The sequence below is a fragment of the Actinoalloteichus caeruleus genome, from assembly GCF_049311605.1.
Taxonomy (GTDB): Bacteria; Actinomycetota; Actinomycetes; order Mycobacteriales; family Pseudonocardiaceae; genus Actinoalloteichus_B; species Actinoalloteichus_B caeruleus.
Genome location: NZ_CP186005.1, coordinates 54927 through 77479 on the forward strand (window position 1 = coordinate 54927; position 22553 = coordinate 77479).

Genomic DNA, 22553 nt, shown 5'->3' on the forward strand with positions numbered 1-22553 from the left:
CGCCCGGGGCGGCGGGTCAGACCGACCGCCGCCCCGGCGGGCCCGGACCTCAGGGGTGGACGTCGAGGCGGTGCAGCAACTCGGTCTCCACGACCGCCAACTCGCGGTCGATCGCCCGGTGCGCCGCCCGCCGGCGGGGCGCGGGCATCCGTTCCGCCGCCCGCACCGCCGCCAGGAGCTGACCGCAGCGGGTCCGGGCCTCCGCGACGAACCGGTCACCGTCGCTCGCCCCGGACCTCCTGCCCAACTCGTCCACCGAGTCGAGGGCGTTCGCCACCCGCGCGTGCAGCGCAGCGCCGTGCCCGGTGAACTCGGGGAGCCGGTCCACCGGCACCCCCATCCGGCGGGCCCTGGCCTGGTCGTACAACTCCCGCACCCTCGCGGCGGCTCCCGCCGCGATCGGCAGCACCACGGGAGCGGCCGCCGGTACCAGGACCTTCGCCACCCCCACCAGCCGCCTCGCCCTGCCCCCGGAACCGACGTCCCGTCTCCTGCCGGCCATCTCCGCCACCTCCACGTGCTCGGTCCGCCCGATCCGCGGCCGCGATCCGCCAACGGCTGCCACCATGCTGCCCCGACCGGTCACCACGGCGCAGCCCGGTCGATCTCGGGACCGCGAGCACCCGGTCCGCGACCCCGACCGGCTCCCCGTGACCCCGGGCACGTCACCGGCCCCGCCCGCGTACCGCCGCCGTCGCCCACCGGTGTGCGCCGATCCTGTCAGACCACCCACCCAGGCCGCGCGACGTGGCCGTGACCAGCGGCGACGTGGGGTGCCACCGACCAGGCACGACCGAGACATAGGCTGGGTGCCGTGACGGACACCGTGCTGCTGGACGCCGGGGTCGTGACGCGGTGCCGCCGCCGGGTGCATCTCGAACACGACCCGGGGATGACCGGCGTCGAACTCGCCCCACTGGACAGCGGCGCGGAGCAGCGGATCGCCGACGCGGCCACGCACCGACGACAGGTCGCGGACAGCCTCGCCGCACGTCTCGGCACCGGGTGGGTGGAGATCCCGCGCGGCAGGTCAACGGCGTACCGGGAACTCGAGACACTGCGGGCCATGCGGGCCGGGACCCCCTACATCTGGGCGGCCCAGCTCCCCACCGACGAACACGGCGGTCGGCGGGGCGGGATCGACCTGCTGGTCCGCTGCGGCGAAGGCTACGTGCCGGTGCTCGTCGTCCGCCACAAGGTCACCGACCCTGGCACCGGGGCCAGGACCAGCCCCCTCGACACCCCCCTGCCCGACTCGGCCCACCTCGACCCGCACCGCAAGGCCCGACCGCAGGCCCGCGACCAGCTGCGACTCGCGCACGCGTTCCGGCTCCTCCAGGCCGCGGGCCGGCAACGGCCGGGGCGGGCCACCGGCGGGGCCATCGGGATGGACGCCGACGTCGTCGTCTGGCACGACCTGGACGCGCCCACCTGGCCGGGCAACCGCACCGCCCTGGACGAGTACGACCACCGGTTCGCCGACCGCCTGGCGGTGGCGACCGCCGCCGCGTCCGGCGCCGACCCCCTGGCCACCCCGTCCCGGATCATGGAATGCCGCTCGTGCCCCTGGTGGCCGATCTGCGAGGACCGGCTGCGCTCGGCGAGGGACGTCAGCCTCGTGGTGCGGGGTGAGGACGCGGTGGCGCTGCGGGAGGCCGGCATCACCACCGTCGACGCGCTCGCCGCGCTCGACCCGGAGCAGGAGGACACCCACCCCCTCCCGGTGACCTCGCTGTCCGACGCGGTCGCGCTCGCCAGGGCGTGGCGGCGTGACCTGAGCCTGGTGCGCCGGTCAGCCGACGTGAGCGTTCCCCGGGCCGACGTCGAACTCGACGTCGACATGGAGAGCTTCGGCGACGCCGGCGCCTACCTGTGGGGCTGCTGGCTCTCCGGAGCCGACATCGGCCTGGAACCCGGCTACCGGGCCTTCGCCACCTGGGAGCCCGTCCCGACCGAGGACGAGGCCCGCTCCTTCGGCGAGTTCTGGACGTGGCTGCGGCTCGTCCGTTCCCGGGCCAGGGAACGCGGCCTGACCTTCCGCGCCTACTGCTACAACGAGCTCGCCGAGAACCGGTGGATGCTCTCCAGCGCGGAGCGGTTCCCCGGCCGGCCCGGCGTGCCCACCAGCAGGGAGGTCCGAGGCTTCATCAGGTCCGACCAGTGGGTGGACATCTTCGCCAGCGTCCGCCACCACTTCCTCTGCGCCAAGGGGAAGGGCCTGAAGACCATCGCACCCGAGGCCGGTTTCGGCTGGCGCGACCCCGAGGCCAGCGGGGAGAACTCGATGCGCTGGTACCGGGACGCCGTCGGGTACGAGGGCCAGGTGCCCGACCTCGACCAACGCGACCGGCTGCTCACCTACAACGAGGACGACGTCCGGGCGACCCTCGCCGTCCGCGACTGGATGTGCTCACCCGAGGTGAAAGGCGTCCCCTTCCTCGGGGACCTCTGACAGGCGCACGGCGTCCCCCGACCCCGACCCCGACGTGTCGGCGAACCGGCGCCCGTTCAGCCCTCGGAGTTCGGCCCGACCAGGGAGAACCGCCCACCCTGGGGGTCCTGGCAGGTCGCGAGCCGGCCGTACGGGCTGTCCTCCGCCGCCCGCACCACCACGCCACCCCGCCCGGTGACGACGTCCAGCGCGTCGTCGGTACCGGGGACCGCGAACACCGTCCCCCAGCCCAGCGCGGCGTCGGGTTCGTCCGATCCGGCACCCCACACGCCGGCCACGTCCCGCCCGTCCACGCGGATCGTCGTGTAGTCGAAGTCCGCCGCCATCGGAGGGCTGATGCCCACCCCGAACACCCGCGCGTAGAAGGCACGCGCCGTCTCGGCGTCCCGGGTGGCCAACTCGGTCCACGCGACCGCCCCCGGCTGGTCCACCAGCTGGAAACCCCGGTGCCGGCCAGCCTGCCACGCCCCGAACACCGCCCCGGTCGGGTCGGTCGCCAACAGCATCCGCCCCTCCTCCATGACGTCGGTGGGCCCCATCACGACGTGGCCACCGGCCTCGGTGACGGCCCGAGCCGTGGCGTCCACGTCGTCACTCGCCAGGTACACGCCCCAGGTGACGGGCGAGTCCGGCTCCGGCGGTTGGAACAGACCCGCCGCGACCTTCCCACCCACCGACGCGGTGGTGTAGTAACCGGTCTCCGGTGGGCCCTCGTCGAAGTCCCACCCCAGAACGGCGCCGTAGAAGTCCATCGCCGCACGCCTGTCACGCGCCCAGTAGTCGGCCCAGCACGGCGTCCCCTGGCCGTAGCCTCGCGCCTCACCCATGATCCCGCTCCTCCATCGAAGCGGCGGGACGGCGTCTCGCCCCGCGCGGTCGCACCACTACCGGGTAGCCGTGCTCGACCGGCGCAAACCAGCCCGGCCGGCGCGGATGGCACCCCGGTCGGTCGTGGCCGCGCCCGCTGACCACCACCTGACGCGGAACTCGCCGTCCTGGCTGAGCCGTACCCCCGGCTCGGATCAACCGGTGGGGCGGTCACCCGGCGCCGTCACCCTCGCCCACCACCAGGCAAAGCGTCCGCGATCGTGACCACCAGTGATGGCGAGCCGGAACACATCCAAGCGATTCGACTGCCAGGACACCCCTCACCCGAGTGGGACGGCGACCGGGCATCGGCGGGTCTGGGGGTCAGCCCGCAGTGGGTCGCGGCGGCAGCCCGCAGTCGGCGATCACCCGCGTCATCGCCCGGTCGAACGCCGTCGAGGAGAAGTGCTCCCGGCAGATCTCCACCAGCTCCGCCTGCACGTCGGCCCACAGGACGTCGTCGGCGAGCAGCCGGTCGCAGGCCTCGACCAGCTCGGCCGGCGACGAACCCACGAGGTGGCGGGCCAACACGCCGAGATGGAGCCCCTCCGCCCCCACCGGCGTCGTCACGAAGGGAAGCCCAGCGGCCATCGAGTCCACGAACTTGATCTTCACACCCGCGCCGTAGCGCATGGGGACGACGTGCACCCGGGAGCTCGCCAACCAGGGACGGGGATCGGGGACCTTGCCGGTGACCTCGATGTCGTCCCCCCGCAGCGCCAGGACCGCCGGTGAGGGATCGGCGCCGATCACCCGGAGCCGCAGGCCGGGGTGGCGATCCCGCAGAGCGGGCAGCACGTCGCCGACCAGCTCGAGCACCGCCCGCTCGTTGGGGGTGCCGGGGGTCCCGTCGAACCCGCCGAAGAAGGCCAGCCCGTCCCGCCCCTCCAGGCCGGGGACCTCGACCACCGGTGGCGTCGGATAGCAGGCCACCCTGATCGGCCGGTCGGGAGCGACCGACGCCGCCCACTCGGCTTCCTCCTCGCTCACGCAGACCCCGACATCGGCCCACGTGAACGCGGCCGTCTCCTGGTCCCGCAGCCGGGTCGCCTCCACCGCGAACCGGCGCCGCTCGTCCGAGTCCGTGGCCGTCTCGAAGTGCTGCTGCGGTCGGCGGTGGAACAGCGCCTCCGCGTCGTACACGCGCACGGCCTGCGGCTGGCTGCGGGAGATCGGCTCGCCGTGGCTGACGAAGTTGTGCGGCCGGAACGCCACGACCACGTCGTAGAGCCCCGCGCGTTCCCGACCCCACTCCTCGGGGTCGTGGACGCCCCACACCACCTCGACCCCGCGTGCCCGCAGCGCCGGGGCGCACTCCAGCGCCCGGTCGGGGAACACCGCCAGGTACGTCACCCGGCCCGCGGGGTGCGCGTCGATCCAGGCGTCGAGCACGGCCTGCGTTCGCGGGTCGCCGCGCCCCCGGTCGGCCTGCGGGACCCGGTCGTCGATGAGCAGCACCCGGTGCGGGGCCGGCCGGTCGCGCAACTGGATCTGCCGGTGCGGCGCCTCCTCCATGCCGATGCGCGCGGGCCGGTCGCGCAGCACGGAGGCCTGGCGCCGGCGGAACACACCGTGGTTGTGGCGCATGAGCTCGGCGGCCCGCTCGGACCCCGAACTGCCGTGCCGGACGTGCGTGACACGGGACGCGGGCTCCACCCAGGTCAGCCAACCGCGACGGCGGAGTTCCAGCGCCAGGTCGACGTCCTCGAAGTACGCGATCTCGTAGTCGGGGGAGAACCCGCCGGCGGCGAAGAAGGCCCGGCGGCGCATGAGCAGGCACGCGGCCGAGGCGTAGTCCACGACCCGGGGGAACAGGTCGTCGAGCTGGGCCCGCTCCGCGTCCCACGCCTGGCACCAACCGTCGCCGCCGACGACGCTGCCCGCCTCCTGGAGCTCCCCGTCCTGGCCGAGCAGCACCGGGGCGACCGCCGCCACGTCCGGGCGGCGGTCCAACACCGCGAGCAGCGGTTCCAACCAGCCTTCGGAGAGTTCGACGTCGGCGTTGAGGAAGCACACGAGCTCGGTGTCGGCCTGCCGCACCCCGAGGTTGCACCCGGCGCCGAACCCGAGGTTCTCCCGGAGCCGCAGGAGGGTGACCTCCGCCCGGTCGGTGAGACGTTCCTCCAACCAGTCCGCCGTCCCGTCCGGCGAGGCGCTGTCGACCACGACGACCCGGTAGGGGACGGTGGTGTGCTTGCGCAGGCTGTCCAGGCAGTTCATGACGAGGTCGCCACCACCGTGGCTGACCATGACGAAGGTGACGGCCCTCGTCGCCGGCACGTCGACGGCGGGGCCGGTCACGAGTCCCGAACCTTCCCGTAGGCGTCCCGCAGCGGCCGGGTCCACCGCACGAGCTTGGTGTGCTGCCAGGCCTCCAGCTCACGCCGGAGCTCCGCTTCCCTGGCCGCGGCCGCGGCGTGCGCGGCGCGTTCCGCCGCCAGCTCGTCCCGGACCTGGTCGGTCTCGCCCCGGGCTTCGCGGGTCCGCCGCCAGGCGGCGGTGAGGGCCTCCACCAGTTCGCCGCGCTCCGCCAGCAACCGTTGCCGCAGCCGGGAGTTGGCCTCGCGCAGCGCGGTGTTCTCGGCGGCGAGCTCCACCGCCCGGCGGTCCAGGTGGCCGCCCCGCCGCGCCAGGGTCTCCTCGGCGATGAGGGCGACCGCGTCGAAGTGCTCGTCCAACCGCCGGCGGGCCACGGCGGCGGGGCTGGGCCCGTCGCCGGGAGCGAGAGCGGCGCGCACGGCCGAGGGAAGACCGCCCAGGGTCGGGGCGACCTGTTCGGGCCGCCCGAACTCGCGGATCACCGGGCTGTCCTCGCCCTCGGGGTCGAACAACACCCAGGGCGTGTCCAGGCCCGCCGCGGCGGCCGCGGTGTGTTCGTCACCCGCGACGACCAGGGACGCCCCCGCGAGGACGGCGAGGCGGTCCTCGACGACCAGACCGGCGGGAAGCCGGTACGCCTCACCCGAGGGCGTGTCCACCAACCAGCCCGCCCCGTCGGCCACCTCGGGTCCGGTGGGGAGGACGACGACCGGGGGCACCGCGCCCGGCCGACCGGCCGAGGCCAACGCCCGCCGGAGCCGCCCGGTGAGCCGCTCGACCAGCCCCGGCCCAGCCGAGCCGGGGACCGCGCCGGGCAGCACCACGTAGCCGTCGTCCGCCGGCAGCCGCCCGAGCTGGCGGAGCTGGCGGCGCAGCGAGGTCATGGCCTCGTCGTCCAGCCACCGGCCGGCGAGGACCCCGGGATGGGGGAGGACGACGGGGTCGAGTTCCACGGCCGGGTCGAGGCGCCTCGCCGCGGTGAGGAGGCGCGTCCGGGACCGCCGGTCGCGGACGGCGCAACGAGGTTGCCGGACGGCCGCCCGCACGACCTCCTCGGACGGGAACGAGGAGACGCGCACCCCGGACCACACCACGGGATGGTCGGTCTCGAGGTCGGCGCCAAGGCCTCGGTCCAGCAAGGCGGCGGCGCCCTCGGCGCGGTCGTCCCCGTACCGCGCCGCGAGGGTGCCCGGCCGACCGGCCAACGGGAACGACGGCGCGACGAGCGTGAGCGTGGTCGCCTCGGCCAGTCGGCGGCGACGGCCGTCGTCCGACGGCCCGAGCGGTTCCGCGGTTTCGGTGACGGCGGTGCTGGGGGAGGCGTTCCAGCCCAGTGGCGCGAGCGTGGTGATCCGCCAGCCCGACAGGCGGGCTCCGATCTCCGCACGCACCAGCCAGGGCAGCAGCTGGTCACCGAGACCGGCCGTGTCCGAACTGGACCAGAGGGCGGCCGCTCCTACCACTGGTGGACTCGAAGGATCTGGCACGCCCGCACTGTATCCAAGCCGCCGCGACCGGCGTCCCCGAACCGGGTAATGCCCGTCCAGGAGTGACCAGCCCGCGATCGCGGCATCCCGCCGACGGCGGCGTGACCGGAAATCCATCGGGTACGCACCATTCCTGATCGTTCCGGGGGGCCGGACCAGCCGGCGACACCGGAGGCGCGAGGGAGGACGAGGTCCGCGGGTACGCATCCCCCACCCGCCCAGGGGGACGGCCCCGAGGCCAGTCTATCGGGGGAGGGCGGCCCGCCGGGCGGTTCGGAGCGGAACCTGTGGATGGCGGGCCTCCCGCGCACGAACCCGAACCGGGTCCGTCCGGACGCCACCGGACCGTGCCCGGGACGGGTCCCGGCGCACGCGGACCCGGAGAGCGCGGCCCGTACCTCGGGTGTCGTCCCCGCGCATCCCGCTGGCCGTGTCCGTCGGCCGGTGGCCGCCGCGCGCCGGAGCGGAGTGGCGAACCGCCCCACACCGCCCGTCGGCCGCTGGCATACCGACATTCGGGTGGTGCCCGACGGACAGGGGTTGGCAACGAGTTGTCCCGGGGGCAATCTGTAGTACCTCCCGATGCACATCCTCCCGATGTTGTGAGGTCCTGCGATGCGGGTCAGCTCCACGCTGAAGGAAACACCCCCTCCCCGGTCCGCGCACGACACCCGGGGTCGCCCCGGTCCCGAGGGGCCCGTCCCGCCGCGCCGGGTGGACGAGCGACGTCGACGACCCTGGCCCGACGCCGGCACCGACGAACAACCGGCCTCGCGCCCCAGTCCACGCGTCATCCCAGCAAGGTGCCGCGTGCTCTGACCTTCTGTTGCGAAGCGGGCGGCCTCTGACGGGCGGCGTCGGGGGCCGCTCGCGCCTGTGCTGGCCCGGCTGCCCCGGGCGGCTCGAACCCGGCCCCGCCCCGGGCGTCACCACCCACCCAGATCCCACCGGCCTCAAGGGGACCCCGCGCAGTTACCGTCCACGGGGTCCAGCCTGCCCTCGGCGTCCGGCCTGTCCACCTGCGGCGGTGGCGCCGGGAACGCCGAGTGGTCGGGCGCGGCGGGCGGCGTCGCCTCGCCCGGGGAGGCAGCGAAACCCTGTTCGGGACCGATCCCGGGAATCGGGCAGGGGGGAGCCGTTCCGTGGTGATCGGAGGACGGCGGCTCGGTGGGTGGTGGCGGGGCCACCCCGGAGGGGGTGAACCCTCCTCCCGGTACGCCCCCTGGAACAGGACCCAGTTCCGTGACCAGAGTGAAGGCACCGACGAGGACGAGGGCGCTACCGGCCGCGCTCCCCGCGATCCTCCACGCCCTCCGACGCCGCAACACCCGGTGGCCACGGAGGACGACATCCTTCGCCTCCGTTCGCAGCGGGGGTCCCTCGTCATCGGTCCAGTCGGAGAACAGCGACCGGGCGTGATGGGCCGCGGCGTCCTCACCTCTCATGGTCGCCTCCGTTCGCTGATCGCGGCGAGTTCGGGGAAGTGGTCTGAAAGCTGCGAGCGAAGTCTCGCCAGCGCGCGACCGACATGGCTCTTCACCGCTCCCTGGGAGCAGCCGAGGACCCTCGCTGTCTCGGCGACGCTCAGGTCGTTCCAGTACCGGAGAACCAGCACGGCGCGTTGTCGCGCCGGGAGGGTGGCCAGCACCGACCTCAGGATCATTCGATGCTCCGCCTCATCGCCGGGGTGGACGGTGTTGTCAGGGACCTCGGTGGTGGATCGTTCCCGCCGGCGCCACAGCCGTCGGTTCTCGTCCAGGAACGTGCGTACCAGCACTCGTCGCGTGTAGCCGTCGAGCAGGTCGCGGTTCGCCAGCCTTGGCCAGGCGAGGTACACCTTCAGCATCGCCGTCTGGAGCAGGTCCTCCGCGCGCTGCCAGTCGCCGCAGAGCAGGTAGGCGGTTGCCCGCACTCCCCGCGACGCCTCCGTGAAGTAGCGGCTGAACTCGCTGTCCCGGGTCGCGCGGTTGTTCTCTCCTACCATCGCTACTCCGGTCGGGAGCAGGGCCGGGACCAGCCCGCCCCGGAGCGGAGCGGGCCGGTCGTCGGCCTGGGCGGTGCCTCCGGTCATCAGGAGGCGGGACGCCCGTGGTCTGGAGCCTGCGAGGGCGACACCGCCGCCTCGCTGACCGAGGACGAGTGCCTGGGTGCGGGGGGTGCGGGTTCGGGAGTGGGTGCGGGAGTGGGTGCGGGGGGTGCGGGGAATGCGGGTTCGGGAGTGGGTGCGGGGGGTGCGGGGAATGCGGGTTCGGGAGTGGGTGCGGGGGGTGCGGGTTGGGCCACCGGCGGCGTCGAGCTGGTCGCCTGAGGTGAGTCGGCCAGGGCGAGACCCCCGCCCCCACCGAGAACCAGCACGGCGATCCCGGTTCCCAGAAGCAGGCGAACACGGCCCGCGCTCGTCAACCGAGCACGCATGGCATCTCCTTCGGGTTGCGCTCCACCCACTGGCGGAGTCTTCGCCGAGTGGCAGGGGTCAGCCGCCGCGAACGGTTTACCCCTCGAAGGAAATGTGACTTGTATAACTAATTGCTGAGTGCTCATCCGGCCGCCCAGGAGACGTCCTCAGTGCACCAACCGGACCGCCGCTGACTGCTCGGACGGCGTGACCGTGACCAGGTAGCGGTCGGGACCGGGCCTGCCGAGAGCCACCCACTCCCTGTAGGCCGCCTCGACCTCGTTCCACAGGTCACGCGGTCCGTCCTGCCTGACCTCACTCGTGCCCGGTCGGCCGTCGTAACGAACCCGGGCCCAGGACCGCGTGACCGCGTCCACCAGCAGGAGGGTGTGGGGAGCACCCCGGTCACGCGGAGGGGCGTGCCGCCAGCCGCAACCAGGCACCCGAACCCCGACCGCCCACCGCGCTTCCCAGGTCCCCGCGACCCGCCACGGTTCCAGCCCGGTACGGCTGAACCGCCCACCGGTCAGGCCGGTGAGCACCGACGGGGACACCACCGCGGGCCGGTGCTGGCGGAGCGGGAGCGCGTCCACCACGCCGAGCACCCGTCCGACCGCTCGGTCGTCCCCTGTCACGTCGAACCTCACCAGGGCGGCCGCCCCGGCGAACTCGCTCCGCACCGGGGCCACCACGGTTCCCCCGGTCCGGGTCTGCGCCACCCACGTCCACGGGAAGCCCCCGAGTCGCACGGCGGCCGTGGACACCACCCGGTCGAAGGGTGCGCCGCCCGGGTCGCCGGCCGCTCCGTCCCCGCACACGACCCGGACCGAGAAGCCGTGCTCGGCCAGTGAGACCCTGGCGACCCCCGCCAGCACCCTGTCGACCTCCACCGACACCACGTTCTCCGAACCGAGCCGGGCTGCCAGCAGCGCCGTGCCGTACCCGGTGCCGGTGCCGATCTCCAGCACCCGGTTGCCCTCCTGGACGTCGAGGGCTTCCAGGACGCGGAGCAACAGGTCGGGGCGGGATGTCGAACTCGTGCAGTGCCGGCCGGTGCTGTCGGGCCACACGGTGTTCCCGTCGTCGAACTGCGTCAGCACGGGCGAGTTCGTGTAGACGGCGTCGTACCAGGCCGCCGGGTCGGCCTCCCGGTCAACCGGGCGTCTGCGCCCCGCCCCGTCGTCGATCCAGATCCGAGGGGGGACGAACCACTCCCGGCGGACCGAGGTGAACGCCGACCGCCAGGCCGAGCAGAGAAGACCGTGTTCCGCCAGTTCCGCGGCAAGCCGCTCTGTCCTCGTCATCGCCCGCCGATGTCCCGTCGTTCGCTGGAAGCGCCGTGGACGTCCGTCGTTCGCCGCCGCCCGGGACGTGAGGCTCCAGGGGCGCCCGCTGCGCGGGAGGTGACGAACCACCCTGCGAGTATCGGTCCGGTCGCTGGAGATCCGCTGAACCGCGACTGGATGCCGCTTCCAGCGGGTCGCCGCCGCGCCCAACCGGGAGGGTGATCCAGGCGTGGCAGGCAACTGGTCGCGTGCGGTGCGCGTCTTGTGGTTGTCGACGGTTCTCCAGTGCGAGGCGGGTGACTGCCTCGTGGAAGGACGGGAATGGCAAACCGACTGCTCTACCTGGTACGGCATGGCGAGTCACGTGACGACGAACTCACCCCGGTTGGCTGGCAACAGGCCGAGTTGCTCGGCGCCCGGTTGCGGGACGTGCCCTTCCACGCGATCCACCACAGCACCGCGACCCGGGCGGTCCAGACCCTGGACGCGCTCACCAAGTACCTGCCGGACGCGCCCGTCTACCCCTCCGACCTCCTGCGTGAGTTCATCCCGTCGATCCCGGATCCGGAGGAGCTGACACCGGCCCAGGCGGAGTTCTTCGAGAGCTTCCCCCAGGAGGTCCTGGACCGGGAGGGGCCGGCGCAGGCGACGGCCGCCCTGGCCCGCTACGGCGGCATCCCCCGAAGGGCGAAGGACGACATCCGGGAGTTGGTCGTCAGCCACGGCAACGTGATCAGGTGGTTCACGAGTGAGGCCCTGGGCGCGTCCGAGTCGACCTGGCTGAACATGATCGACTACAACTGCTCGCTCACCGTGCTGCTCTACCGGTCGGGGCGGGCCCCGGCCGTGGTCACCTACAACGACGTCGGACACCTGCCTCCCCAGTTGCGCGGCACCGAGTACCCGCAGGAGTGGCGGATCTGACGGCCGCACGAGGGGCGCCCGTCCTCCCGTGGACTCGCCGACGCCGACCCCGACCCCGTCGGTCGGGCTGGGTCGGCCACCCGGGCCCTCACCCCAGCTGGTCGGTGACCAGAGGGGTGGGAGGCGCCGTCCGCAGGTCTGTTTCACGTGAAACCGGCGATCCCCCGGCGGCCCGGGTCCCGTTCGATCGCCCGATTGGTCGGCGGGGCCCTTCGGCCCCTGCGTGCGGCGGCCCGCTCCGCGAGCGCGCTCGGGGGCGAGTGGCGACCAGGTACGGCCGGGTCGGGGGAACGGGTGCTCGCCGTCGGATTGGCGCGACCGCCCCATGCCGGGCAGGCGGACCCGCCCCGGACCGGTACCTCCGGAGTTCCGGTTTTCCCCGACGTCCTGCGCCATCACCGCGTGACGGTACGGCCACCGAGCCCTCCTGGTGTCGGGGAGCGGGGTTGGGCGTGTGGGGTGGTGCCCGGGCCGGGAAGCGTGGGGTGCTCCCGCGTCGACCATCCGGTGTGGAGATCGTTCCTCTCCAGCGGGACGCGATTTCGACTCGGCTCGCGCCGAACCGATCCAGAATTCTGGACGCCCCTCGAAGTGTCACTCTCCGTCGACCAATTCCACCTGTATGGGTGGACTCTCTGGAGTGACGGGGGTAGAGGTGACACAGAACCACGGCGAGCATTTAAGGTCTGTGCCCGTGGAACAGCGACGGCTTGGTGAGTCCGGTTTGACCGTGAGTGCCGTCGGCCTCGGCTGCAACAACCTCGGACGGCCCGGAACCGTGACGGAGAGCCTGGCCGGCGCCCGGTCCGTGGTGGACACGGCATTGGAGATGGGCATCACCTTCTTCGACGTCGCGGACGTCTACGGAGCCCCGAGGGGGCGGAGCGAGGAACTGCTCGGGCAGGCCCTGTCCGGACGTCGCGAGTACGCCGTGGTCGCGACGAAGTTCGGGATGGACATGCAGGGGTTGAACGGCCCCGACTTCGGGTCCCGGGGCTCTCGCCGCTATGTGCGCCGGGCCGTGGAGTCGTCCCTGCGCAGGCTGAACACTGAGTGGATTGATCTCTACCAGTTACACAGACCGGATCCGGCTACCCCTGTCGAGGAAACCCTTTCGGTGCTGGACGACCTCGTCCGCGAGGGGAAGATCCGGTACGTCGGTCACTGCAACCTCGCCGGCTGGCAACTCGCCGACGCCGCGTGGATCGCCAACACCGCCAAGTTGACCGCGCCCGTCGCCGCGCAGAACCACTACTCCCTGCTGGAGCGCGAGGCCGAGCGTGAGGTCGTGCCGGTGTGCGAACGGTTCGGGGTCGGCCTGGTTCCGTACTTCCCGCTGGCCAACGGACTGCTCACGGGCAAGTACGACCGCGACACCCCACCGCCACCCGGGAGCAGGCTCGCGGGGCGGCGGAGGTTGTTGGCGGAGGCCCCCTGGGATCGCATCGACCGCCTGCGGGACTTCGCCGCCCAGCGCAACCTCAGCCTGACCGATGTCGCGATCGGTTGGCTGGCCGCCCAGCCGACCGTCTCCACCGTGATCGCGGGGGCCACCAGTCCCGAGCAGGTCAAGGCGAACGCCGTCGCCGGCACGTGGCAACCCACGCTGGAGGACCTCGTCGAGATCGACGCGATCTGCCCGCCGGGATCACGGTGACGCCAAGTCCCGCCCGACGGTGCCCTCCAGGGGCTACTCGGTAGTAAGTTCCTGTTGGGACTGTTCGGACGGGTCAACGGAGACCCGATGACGGCGAGGGAGTACGGATGCAGATCACGGGCAGTGCGGCCATCGTGACCGGGGGAGCCTCCGGCCTGGGCGGGGCTACCGCGCGGGCACTGGCCGAGGCGGGCGCCAAGGTCTTCGTGCTGGACCTGCCGGCCGCCCTGGAACGTGCCGAGGACGTCGACGGGGTCGAGCGGATCGCGGCCGACGTCACCAGCGCCGAGCAGGTGTCGGCGGCGATCGGCAGGGCGGTCGACTCGGGAGCGCCCCTGCGGTTCGCCGTCAACTGCGCCGGCATCGGCAACGCGGGGCGCATCCTGAGCAGGAAGGGCGTGCACGACCTGGAGCTCTTCCGGCGCGTCGTCGAGGTCAACCTGATCGGAACGTTCAACGTCACCAGGCTCGCCGCCGAGCAGATCGCCAGGACGGAGCCGGTGGACGAGGCCGGACAGCGTGGCGTCGTGATCAACACGGCGTCCGTCGCCGCCTTCGACGGTCAGGTCGGGCAGGCGGCGTACTCGGCGTCGAAGGGTGGAGTGGCCGGCCTGACGCTGCCGGCGGCCAGGGACCTCGCGTCCTCGGGCATCCGGGTCATGACGATCGCCCCCGGAATCCTGGACACCCCGATGATGGCCGGCGTGACCGAGGAGTTCCGGAAGAACCTGGCGGCGAACGTGCCCTTCCCGCAACGCTTCGGCCGGCCCGAGGAGTACGCCAGGTTGGCACTGTCCATCATCGACCAGGACTACCTCAACGGCGAGGTGATCCGCCTCGACGGTTCGCTGCGGATGCCGCCGCGCTGAGCAGCGGGCACGCCGGGCGCCTCGTTCGCCGGGCGCCCGGTGCCCGCCCCGGCCCCACCACCGCCGCCGCTCCACACAGGGGAGGGGCCAGCGCCGCCGCCCGCGCCGGCCACGGCGCCACGCCGGCCCGGCCCTCGAGCCGGCACGAGGGTGTGGCCCACCCGCTCGAGATCCAGGGATGCGCACGACGCCTTCCCCAGCCATCGCCCCGCCTCGTGCGTGCTCCCGCCGGGGCCGGCCAGCCGTGGCTCCTCGTCCCCAGCGGACTCCGGACCGGGCGGAACGTCGACCGCGCCGCACCACACGCGGCGAACCGGTGCCCCTCGCCACGGGACCCAGGCCCGCCGGAGCGAGGAGCGGCAGCTCACCTCGCTCGCCAGCACGACACCCCGATGCGGCCATTCGGGTGGTGTCGGCGAATTCGGGTTTCGCCGCTCCCGCACGGGGAATTCCGCTACCAACGGAGACAGACCACCGTGGACGGCAGGATCGGCGAGGCCGTCATCAGGGACACGCGGGGGTGGTACGGCGTGTGGGGAACGGGCGCCACGCATACCCCCACCCTCCCTGGGGGGCAGCCCCGTGGCCAGTCTAGGAGAGCGGGGGCGCGCGGTACCACCACCGCCAGGTCCCCTGTGGACAGGAGTGCCGCTGTGGACGACTCGCCGGCCTCGGGAGCCGTCGACTCGACGCCCCCGTCCCGCGCTGGTACTCCGGAAGCGGACCACGGACCCAACCCGCGTTCCCGAGTTCACCGCCGGCCACCACGAACCAGCCTCGCGACCGAGGAGCACTCCGAGGTCGGCTGAGGCACGGGCCGGCCGCCGTACCCCCCCTGTCCACGGCGGCCGGGTCGCCCGTCCCGCTCCGCCAGCCTCCCCCCGGCGGAGCGGGACGTTCCACGTCGGTCCCCGGTTCACCCGTCGCGCGTCAGCGCGGGACGAACCGCCGGCTGGCACCGAGCGGGGGGCGCCGGGTCCCCGCGCTGCGCGGACCGGTGCCAGCCGGCGGAGATGCTCAGTCCAACGGTTCCGGAGGGCGAGGGGCCGCCCGCCGTGCCGATCGCGTCACCGCCCGCCGGCGCAGGGCGGAACCGAGCAGCAACCGGTCCACCCCGGCCACCTGACCCGGCTGCTTCCTGCTCCGCTGCAACAAGGACAGCACGCCACCCGCGCCCCGGTCGGCACCCGCCAACCGCACCAGTTGGGCGCGTGTCCGTTCGTCCAGCTCGTTGCGGAACCTGACCAGGAGCGTGCCGGCGAACTGGGCCAGCGCCGGGAGGTGGTTGGCGGCGCCCACGTCGAGCAGTTCGCGTTGGGCGTCGGTGAGCCGCCCGAAGACGCCCAACGAGGACAGCACCAGCCTGAGGTCGCTGGCGGGCAGCACGGCGTCGAGGTCCTCCTCCCGCCGGCCGGACACGTTCGCGTCGTGCTGCCGGTACGACTGCAGCGGCCGGTCCACGAAGGCGATCCGCCCGGTGGCCAGCGCGCACAACGCGGTCCAGTGATCGTGGAACGCGACGGTGTGGCGGGGCGGGAACGGCAGCACACCGTCCCGGACCAGCTCCGCCCTGACCAGTGATGCGCCACCGGTCACCGTGTTCAACAGCAGCAGCGAGGCCAGGTCCTCCCACTGGTTGCGGCGCCTGTTCCAGAAGGAGTCCGCGAAGACCGTCCCAGCCTGGTCCACCAGGCGCATGTCCGCGTAGGCCAGGGCCACGCCCGGGTCCTCCAGCTCCGCGAGCAGCACCTGGAGCTTGTCGCTGTCCCACACGTCGTCCTGGTCGCACATGGCGACGGCGTCGGCGTCGGCGGGGACCAGGCTCAGGGCCCGCTCGAAGTTCCGGTAGAAGCCGACGTTCTCGTCGTGTTCCACCAGCACGAACCGCTCGTCCCCTCCGATCAGCTCCCGGATGGACGCCCGGGCCGCCGGGGAGGAGGCGTCGTCGGCGATCACGCACACCCAGTTCTGGTGGGTCTGGGCGCGGAGGGAGTCGAACTGTTCGGCGAGGAAACCGGGTTCGGGTTCGTAGGTGGCCATCGCCACGACCACTCGCGACCCGGCGGGGACCGGCCACTCGGCCCGCACCGGTCGGATCCCGGTGCCGGGGGCCACCCGCAGCTCCGGCAGGTCCCGGTACAGCCGACTACCGTCGGCCAGTTCGACCCGCAGGCACAACTGGTAGGACGCCGGCGCGGTGATCGGGGCCAGCGGGACGGACACCAGCAGCCCGGTGTTCTCGGAGACGGGGACACCGGCCGCGCCCAGCGCGCTGTGCACGTCGGGGCGGGAGTAACCGTAGTTGACCGGGTGTTCCCGGCCGTCCACCAGCAGTGAGACCCGGCGGATCGGGAGGTCGGCGTGGGCCACCCAGCCCGACAACTCCACCACCTGACCCCGGCCCACCCGCACCGGTTCGTCCGGTACCCGGACGTCCCAGTGCAGGGCGGCGTCCCGTGCCGCCCTCGTCTGCTTGCGGATGCGGGTCGCGGCGAGCTGCGCCGCCGGCGGTAAGTAGCCGTGCAACCGGCGTAACACGCCGTCCGGCTCCTCCCCGCCACGACCGAGGACCAGGTCGCGCGTCCCTCGCACCGCCCGCAGCGCCGGCCACACGTAGCGGTGACCGAGGCTGACCAGACCGGCCGACTCCAGCTTGTCCAGCCGGGACCTGGTGCGCGCCAGCCGCTGCCTCGCCTCGGTCTCGGCCGCCAACAGCCGCTCGTTCTCCGCGTAGGCCGCACTCGCCTCGCGAACCGTGTCGGACAGTTCGGCCAGCGCGGTGGCGAACCGCTGGTCGAGCTGCGCGGCCCGCTCCTGGACCTGGTCGAGCTGCTGGGTGGCCTCGGCCAGCCGGTGCAGCAGGGCCTCCCGGTCCTCCTCGACGCGTTCGAGGTGGTTCTCCAGCTCGCCGAGCTCACGGCGGAACTCGTCCCGCAACTGCGCCAGCTCGGTACGCGTGCGGTCCAGGTCACCGTCGCTGGCGGCCAGCCGCCGGTGCGCCTCCTCGAAGTCGGCCAGCAGCTTGCGGTGGGCGTCGAGCGTCGCGCGCACACCCGGCAGCCCACCCGCGACGGACCAGACCGGAACCGGTGCCGTCGCCGAGGTCTCCTGTTCGAGCGGGGCGGAAGCCGGGGGCCGCGGCCCGCTCACGACCTCCTGGAAGCCCTCCTCCGCGGCGAGCAGCTCGAACCACCGCTCGTCGAGCACGGACGTCAGGTCGACCAGGCCGCACAGCTCCGCCAGCACGTCCCGGATGCTCGCGCCATGCCCCCAGGGGTGGGCGGAGCCGGTGGCGGTGATCTCCCTGGCGAACTCCAACAAGGCGCGCAACAACGCCAGTTCGGCATCGACACCGGTGCCCGCCACCCACTCGCGGTCGATGCGGTGCGCGCCCCCGTCGTCGGCGATGATGAAGTTGCCCGGGTGGACGTCGAGGAAGTCGGCGGGGAGCACCGGCTTCCCCGGGTGGCCGGGCAGGTACGGGTGGCGGGGGTCGGAGTCGGCCAGTTCCCGGGCGTTGTGCAGGATGGCGTCGCGCCACCCCCGCAACAGGATCGTCGTCTGCTTCAGGTTCCCCGAGTTCAGGCTGTCCAGGATGTGCCGGTCCAGCGGTGCGCCCGTCAGCCACGGTTCCTCGCCGCTCTCCCGCTGCCGCAGCCACCGGGGTGCCTGGCCGCCGTCCGCGGTCCGGTCCGCGTGCGGGCGCAGGCCGGCGGCGTCCGGCACCGGGCGGAGCACCAGGTCGGTGTCCAGGCGGCGCACCCGCCGCCACTCCGGCAGGCGGCCCATCGTCACGATCCAGCCGAGGGCCGGGTCGACCAGCCTGGCCAGCGCCTCCTCCGACCTGGCGGCCAACACCAGGAAACTGGGGGCCGTGGCCGCGCCGAAACCCTCGGCGGCCGCCATGCGGTGCAGCGAGCGGGCCGGGGCGGCCACCTCGCCACCCCCGAAGGCACCCAACAGCGGGTGGCGCACGAGCTTGTCCGCCAGGTCCGAGGCTCCCCGCCCCGCGTAGGCGCGTTCGTCCAGGATCACCCGGGGGAGTTTGTAGTCCGGGAACGGCAGCAGCCAGCGCTGGGCGGACAGCCCGGCCGAGCGCAACATGTCGCCGAGGACCCTGCGCGTCCAGGTTCGCGGTCCTCGCCCCTCCCCGGGGAAACCCGCGGCCGGGTAGTCGGCGAGGCCCAGGTAGGAACGGTCGTGGTGCGGTTCTGGTTGACCCAGGAGGTAGCCGAGACCGAGCTGGTTCTCGATCGCGAGGGCCAGCACGCCGTCCTCGGCGAGCGCGGCCGCCGTCGCCCGGAGCAGGTCGGGCGGCGGGGTGCCCTGGTGGACCGCGTGTTCCACCAGGCCGCACAGGACGGCGAGGTCGGCGGTGCCCTCCTGGCCCTCGGCCGCGAGAGCGGACACCACGTCGCCCTGGACCACCCGCGCGCCGTCGAGGTCGCGGCAGCGTTCCTCGGCCGCCTCGGCCCGGGGGGCCTCGCCCTCGATCCCGAGCACGTCCAACCCGGCCTCGGCCAGTGCCCTGGTCAGCACACCCGATCCGCACCCGAGGTCGAGGGCGCGCATCCCCGGGCGGAGACGCAGCGGTGCCAGCAGCCCGACCCGTTGCGGGTGCAGGTGGTACGCCGTCTCCCAGCTCGTGACACCGGCCGCCAGTTCCGGTGAGCCGGCGCTCACGTCCCGGGCGTTCCGGAGGATCGTCAGCACCTCGTCCTCGGCGCCGTCCGCGTACTCGATGCCGTCTCGCACGTGTCCCTCAGCCTCTGCTCGCCGTTCCGTCGGTCACGCGGTGCGTCCCGCCACGTGTGGCGCCTCGCCCCACTCGCCGGGCGACCACCCGGCGAGTCGATCTTGACTGTGCTGGGTGGTCGGCCGACGGGCAGGGGTGGTCACTCCGGAGCGTGTTCGGTCGTCTGCTCCCGCAACAGGGCGAGGAACGCCTCCCGGGCCGCCTCCTCGTCGGGACCGAACGCCTCGACGCGGATCACGGCGCCGCCGGCGACGTAGTGGGCCCGGAAGGTGTGGATCGGGTTCTCCGCGTCCTCGGGGGGCGACAGGTAGCGGCCACGCACGCCGTTGGGCAGGTCGCCGAACTCGTTGTGCCCGGCCTGGCCGTAGAACTGGTCGACGGCGTCGAGGAGTTCCCCGGCGTTGCCGTCGGCCTGGAAGGCCCAGATGCCCCGGATCAACTCGGTCTCGTTGTGCTTGCGGACCAGCCCGAGCACCGAGGTGCCGCCGTTGTCGGCGAGCAGCTGAGCCTCGGCACCGTCCGGGAGGTTGCGGTCGATCGCCTCCTGGATGGGCAGCTCGGCCTTGGCGATGACCTCCTCACCGGGGAGTTCCACGTAGTCGGCCAGCGGACCCTCCGGGGCGACCCTCGGTGGGGGCGGAGGGGAGGACGGGGTGGGGGGCGGCTCGCTGCTGGCGACCACCGGCGGGTTCGGCTGCTCGTTCTCGCTCGGTCCCGCCTGTTGCTGGGAGCCGAAGCCGAGGAAGTAGATCAGCGCGCCCACCGCGGCGGCGAGGACGACGACCGCCGCGACGATGCCGATGATCCGTCCCTTGCCGGACTCCTTCGGTTCGGCGGAGAAGTCGGGCTCGACACCGCCCTGGGTCCACACCGAGGGGGAGCCGAACTCGGGTGGCAGGTCGCCGCTGGCCCACGGTGGCGTCGCCTGCTGTCCCGCCCACTGGGGTGGCGGCATTCCCGGCGGGCCCTGGTGGCCCCGGACGATCTGGGTCTGGTCCGGGTTGTGGGCACCCGCCGGGTTGCGCACCACCTGGGTGCTGTCCGGTGAACCGCCGGGCTTGGCTCCGCCGGGCACGACCTGGGTGCTGTCCGGGTCCGAGGGCGGCGCCAGCTGCCCCGGCCGGAACACCTGGGTGCTCTCGCTGCCGTTGTCGCCGCCAGCCGCGCCACCGTTCTGGCCGCCCGGCACTGGCTGTTGCCCGGACCGCACCACCTGGGTGTGCTCGCCGCCGGTGTTGTTGTCCCCCCACCGGAACGGCGGTGGGAACGGGTTGCCGTCGCCGCCCTGGGCCGCCGCCGGCTGGCCCTGACCCGGGGTGTTCGGCGCGGACCCACCGTGCTGCGCCTGGCCGCCGGCGCCCTTCAACAGGTTGTCGCGGCGGGCCCGGTACTCGTCAGCGGAGATGTGGCCAGCGGCGAGTGCCGTGTCCAGTTGTTGCAGATCCTCTTGCAAGGACATCCGCCGTGCCTCCCCTGTGCCTGCTTTCCGTCCGCCTGACCGCCGGGACCGGAGGCACCTCGGGGCGCGTCCGGGTATCCCGCGAATCAGGTACAGCACGCGGTGGGCGGGGACCGGCCCGTGCCCGCCAACAGCGTGAACGTCGTCGTGATCGAACCCAGATCGAGAACCATTGCAGAGTAGTGCACGGGGAACCCGCGCCGACCACTCTTCACCAGCTTGGCATGTGTCCGCGCTCCCCTAGCCCCCGGGCGTCCCGCCGGCCCCGTCGACGTCCGCCTCGTCGTCGGTGCCCGCCACCACCTCGTACAGGGAGCCGCCGCGGGCGACGAGCACCCTCCCCTCCAGCAGGCCGGCGGCGGCCACCGCCTGGAACCCGGCGCCGGGCTCCGAGGTGGGCAGGTTGTCCACCAGGTCCGGGCGGTTGAGACCCGTCATGCCGCCGCCGATGACGGTGCCCGAGGTGTCCACGACGAGGACGCAGTCGGCGCGGACGCCGTCCACCAGCGCCCACCCGGAGATCTCCGCGTCCCCCTCGACGGGGCCGGTCTCCAGGTAGCCGGCGGTCTCGGTGTCGTCTTCGGGGTGGGCCAGTTCCCGGACCGAAGCCAGGTCGACGCGGTCCCCCAGCTCCGGGCCCCCGCAGCCCAGGGTGAACCCGTCGTGGAACGGGTAGGCCCCGGTCGCCGCGAACGCGGGAACGTCGTCGGGGTTCATCTTGAGCCCGACCAGCGTCTCGTGCGCGCCCACCTGCGCCGCCACGGCGAGCAGCGGAACCGCGCGCAGCTCGTTGCGGACCTTCTGGCCCTGGGTGCTGCCCGCGACGAAGGCGACGACCCCGAGCGCGGTGGCGAGCGCGACGGCCCTGGGGACGGGGACGCGCGGGCGGAGGAGGACGAACAGGGTGACGAGGGCGATCCAGGTCAGGGCCGGGATGATCGCGTAGCGGGCCGACTGGCCGATGTCGACACCCAGGCTGACCCGGCTGCTGCCGACCATCGCGGCGACCAGCGCGGCGTGCAGGGCCAGGCCCACCCAACCGGCGGACTCGGCCGCCCGCCGACCCGGCGTCCCGGTGGTGACCTCACCGCTGGCCGTGGGGGGCGCGGCGGCCAACCGGGCCCGGACCACCACGGTGACCGAGACGGCGACCCCGACCAGCCCGGCGAGGCCGGCGAGCGTGGCCAGGTCCACGGACTGGATCGCGAAGATCTGCCCCATCGTCGCGCTGATCAACATCAGGTACACGTCGATGGCGGGGGCGTCGGCCGGGGGCACCGAGGATCCACCGGGCATGGTGAGGAACGCCACGACCACCGCGCCCAGCGCCACCAGCGGGGTCCAGATCCGCCAGGCCGCGTCCCGCCGCAGCCACGCCACCAGTGCGATGGCCAGCCACACGGGGAACGCCGCGCCGTGCCCGAGGGAGCCGAGCAACGCCAACAGGACCGCGGCGACGGTACGGCCCCGGTGCGCCGCGGCCAGCGCCAGGACGGCCGGCGCGAAACCCGACAGCCAGTGGGCCCCGCTCATGGACATCGCGTAGAACTCGAGGATCGCGGGGGAGAAGAGCAGCAGCGAGAACGTCGCCAACAACCCGGCGCGCAGCGTCGCGGGGAGGCGCCGGGGCAACATCGTCCACAGGGCACCCAACATCGCCACCGACGCGACGACGTTCAGCACGCCCACCAGCTGGTTGGAACCACCGAACAGGACGGCGTCCACGTAGAACAGCAGGCCGGTCACCACGATCGGGTGCTGGTTGTACAGCTCGAACAGGCCGGCTGGGGCCAGGGCCCCCGTGCCGTCGATGACCTTCGACAGGATCGTCCAGTAGTCCCCGTAGTGCATGGGCGGGGCGCGGAACACCTCGACGAGGATGAACAGGACGGGCAGGGCGGCCAGGACAAGCAACGCGATCACGGCGGCGCGTGGTCCTCCGCCCGGTTGCCGCGCCACCGGTCGCGTCTGGTCCTCGGACGCGGTCCCGTGCGTGGCGGTGTCGCTGGTGGGGCTGGCGGAACGTGCGGGCATCGTCGCCTTTCCGGGGGGCGGCTCGCGGCCTCAGCGCGGGCAGCCGGG

At 73.3% G+C, this 22553-nt stretch carries 14 protein-coding genes; 4 read left to right on the forward strand and 10 right to left on the reverse strand.

Annotated features, from left to right (window positions below; translation table 11 throughout):
- Positions 1–49 precede the first annotated feature (49 nt).
- Entirely contained in the window at positions 50–502 is a 453-nt protein-coding gene (locus tag ACOJVX_RS00260; RefSeq protein ID WP_026417816.1) for a DUF6474 family protein, read from the reverse strand.
- Positions 503–814: 312 nt separating this feature from the next.
- Here ACOJVX_RS00260 and ACOJVX_RS00265 point away from each other — a divergent pair, with 312 nt between their 5' ends.
- A complete protein-coding gene (locus ACOJVX_RS00265; protein ID WP_026417815.1) occupies positions 815–2452 on the forward strand; it encodes a TM0106 family RecB-like putative nuclease in 1638 nt (545 codons plus the stop codon).
- 56 nt (positions 2453–2508) lie between these two features.
- Here the strand turns inward: ACOJVX_RS00265 and ACOJVX_RS00270 are convergent, their stop codons facing one another.
- The 6 genes from ACOJVX_RS00270 to ACOJVX_RS00295 all read right to left on the reverse strand — a co-directional run bounded on the left by ACOJVX_RS00270 (position 2509) and on the right by ACOJVX_RS00295 (position 10824).
- The gene (locus ACOJVX_RS00270; RefSeq protein WP_422647149.1) at positions 2509–3279 is read right to left on the reverse strand and encodes a VOC family protein; all 771 of its coding nucleotides are present in this window, start codon (positions 3277–3279) and stop codon (positions 2509–2511) included.
- A gap of 364 nt (positions 3280–3643) precedes the next feature.
- Entirely contained in the window at positions 3644–5620 is a 1977-nt protein-coding gene (locus ACOJVX_RS00275) for a glycosyltransferase (RefSeq protein WP_418155122.1), read from the reverse strand.
- Positions 5617–7125, reverse strand: a complete 1509-nt coding sequence (locus ACOJVX_RS00280) for a hypothetical protein (RefSeq protein ID WP_422647150.1) — start codon at positions 7123–7125, stop codon at positions 5617–5619. The genes ACOJVX_RS00275 and ACOJVX_RS00280 overlap by 4 nt, the downstream gene beginning before the upstream one ends.
- Positions 7126–8078: 953 nt before the next feature.
- Positions 8079–8570 carry a hypothetical protein gene (locus ACOJVX_RS00285; RefSeq protein WP_026417811.1) on the reverse strand — a complete coding sequence of 164 codons (492 nt, stop codon included), beginning with the start codon at positions 8568–8570 and terminating at the stop codon, positions 8079–8081.
- Positions 8567–9196, reverse strand: coding sequence for a SigE family RNA polymerase sigma factor (locus ACOJVX_RS00290; RefSeq protein WP_418155124.1), 630 nt, complete (start codon positions 9194–9196; stop codon positions 8567–8569). The genes ACOJVX_RS00285 and ACOJVX_RS00290 overlap by 4 nt, the downstream gene beginning before the upstream one ends.
- Positions 9197–9687: 491 nt before the next feature.
- The gene (locus tag ACOJVX_RS00295; RefSeq protein WP_051313535.1) at positions 9688–10824 is read right to left on the reverse strand and encodes a methyltransferase domain-containing protein; all 1137 of its coding nucleotides are present in this window, start codon (positions 10822–10824) and stop codon (positions 9688–9690) included.
- Positions 10825–11127: 303 nt separating this feature from the next.
- Here ACOJVX_RS00295 and ACOJVX_RS00300 point away from each other — a divergent pair, with 303 nt between their 5' ends.
- The 3 genes from ACOJVX_RS00300 to ACOJVX_RS00310 all read left to right on the forward strand — a co-directional run bounded on the left by ACOJVX_RS00300 (position 11128) and on the right by ACOJVX_RS00310 (position 14256).
- The gene (locus ACOJVX_RS00300; protein ID WP_030104740.1) at positions 11128–11730 is read left to right on the forward strand and encodes a histidine phosphatase family protein; all 603 of its coding nucleotides are present in this window, start codon (positions 11128–11130) and stop codon (positions 11728–11730) included.
- Positions 11731–12424: 694 nt separating this feature from the next.
- Positions 12425–13387, forward strand: a complete 963-nt coding sequence (locus tag ACOJVX_RS00305; protein WP_026417807.1) for an aldo/keto reductase — start codon at positions 12425–12427, stop codon at positions 13385–13387.
- Positions 13388–13494: 107 nt separating this feature from the next.
- Positions 13495–14256: an SDR family NAD(P)-dependent oxidoreductase gene (locus ACOJVX_RS00310; protein WP_026417806.1), complete on the forward strand. Its 762-nt coding sequence runs from the start codon at positions 13495–13497 to the stop codon at positions 14254–14256.
- A gap of 1017 nt (positions 14257–15273) precedes the next feature.
- Here ACOJVX_RS00310 and ACOJVX_RS00315 read toward each other — a convergent pair.
- The 3 genes from ACOJVX_RS00315 to ACOJVX_RS00325 all read right to left on the reverse strand — a co-directional run bounded on the left by ACOJVX_RS00315 (position 15274) and on the right by ACOJVX_RS00325 (position 22505).
- Positions 15274–19011 carry a glycosyltransferase gene (locus ACOJVX_RS00315; protein WP_422647151.1) on the reverse strand — a complete coding sequence of 1246 codons (3738 nt, stop codon included), beginning with the start codon at positions 19009–19011 and terminating at the stop codon, positions 15274–15276.
- Between the two features lie 140 nt (positions 19012–19151).
- Positions 19152–20471 (reverse strand): HPr family phosphocarrier protein, encoded by a 1320-nt coding sequence (locus ACOJVX_RS00320; RefSeq protein ID WP_026417804.1) that lies wholly within the window; start codon positions 20469–20471, stop codon positions 19152–19154.
- 240 nt (positions 20472–20711) lie between these two features.
- The gene (locus ACOJVX_RS00325; RefSeq protein ID WP_422647152.1) at positions 20712–22505 is read right to left on the reverse strand and encodes a hypothetical protein; all 1794 of its coding nucleotides are present in this window, start codon (positions 22503–22505) and stop codon (positions 20712–20714) included.
- Between the last annotated feature and the right edge of the window lie 48 nt (positions 22506–22553).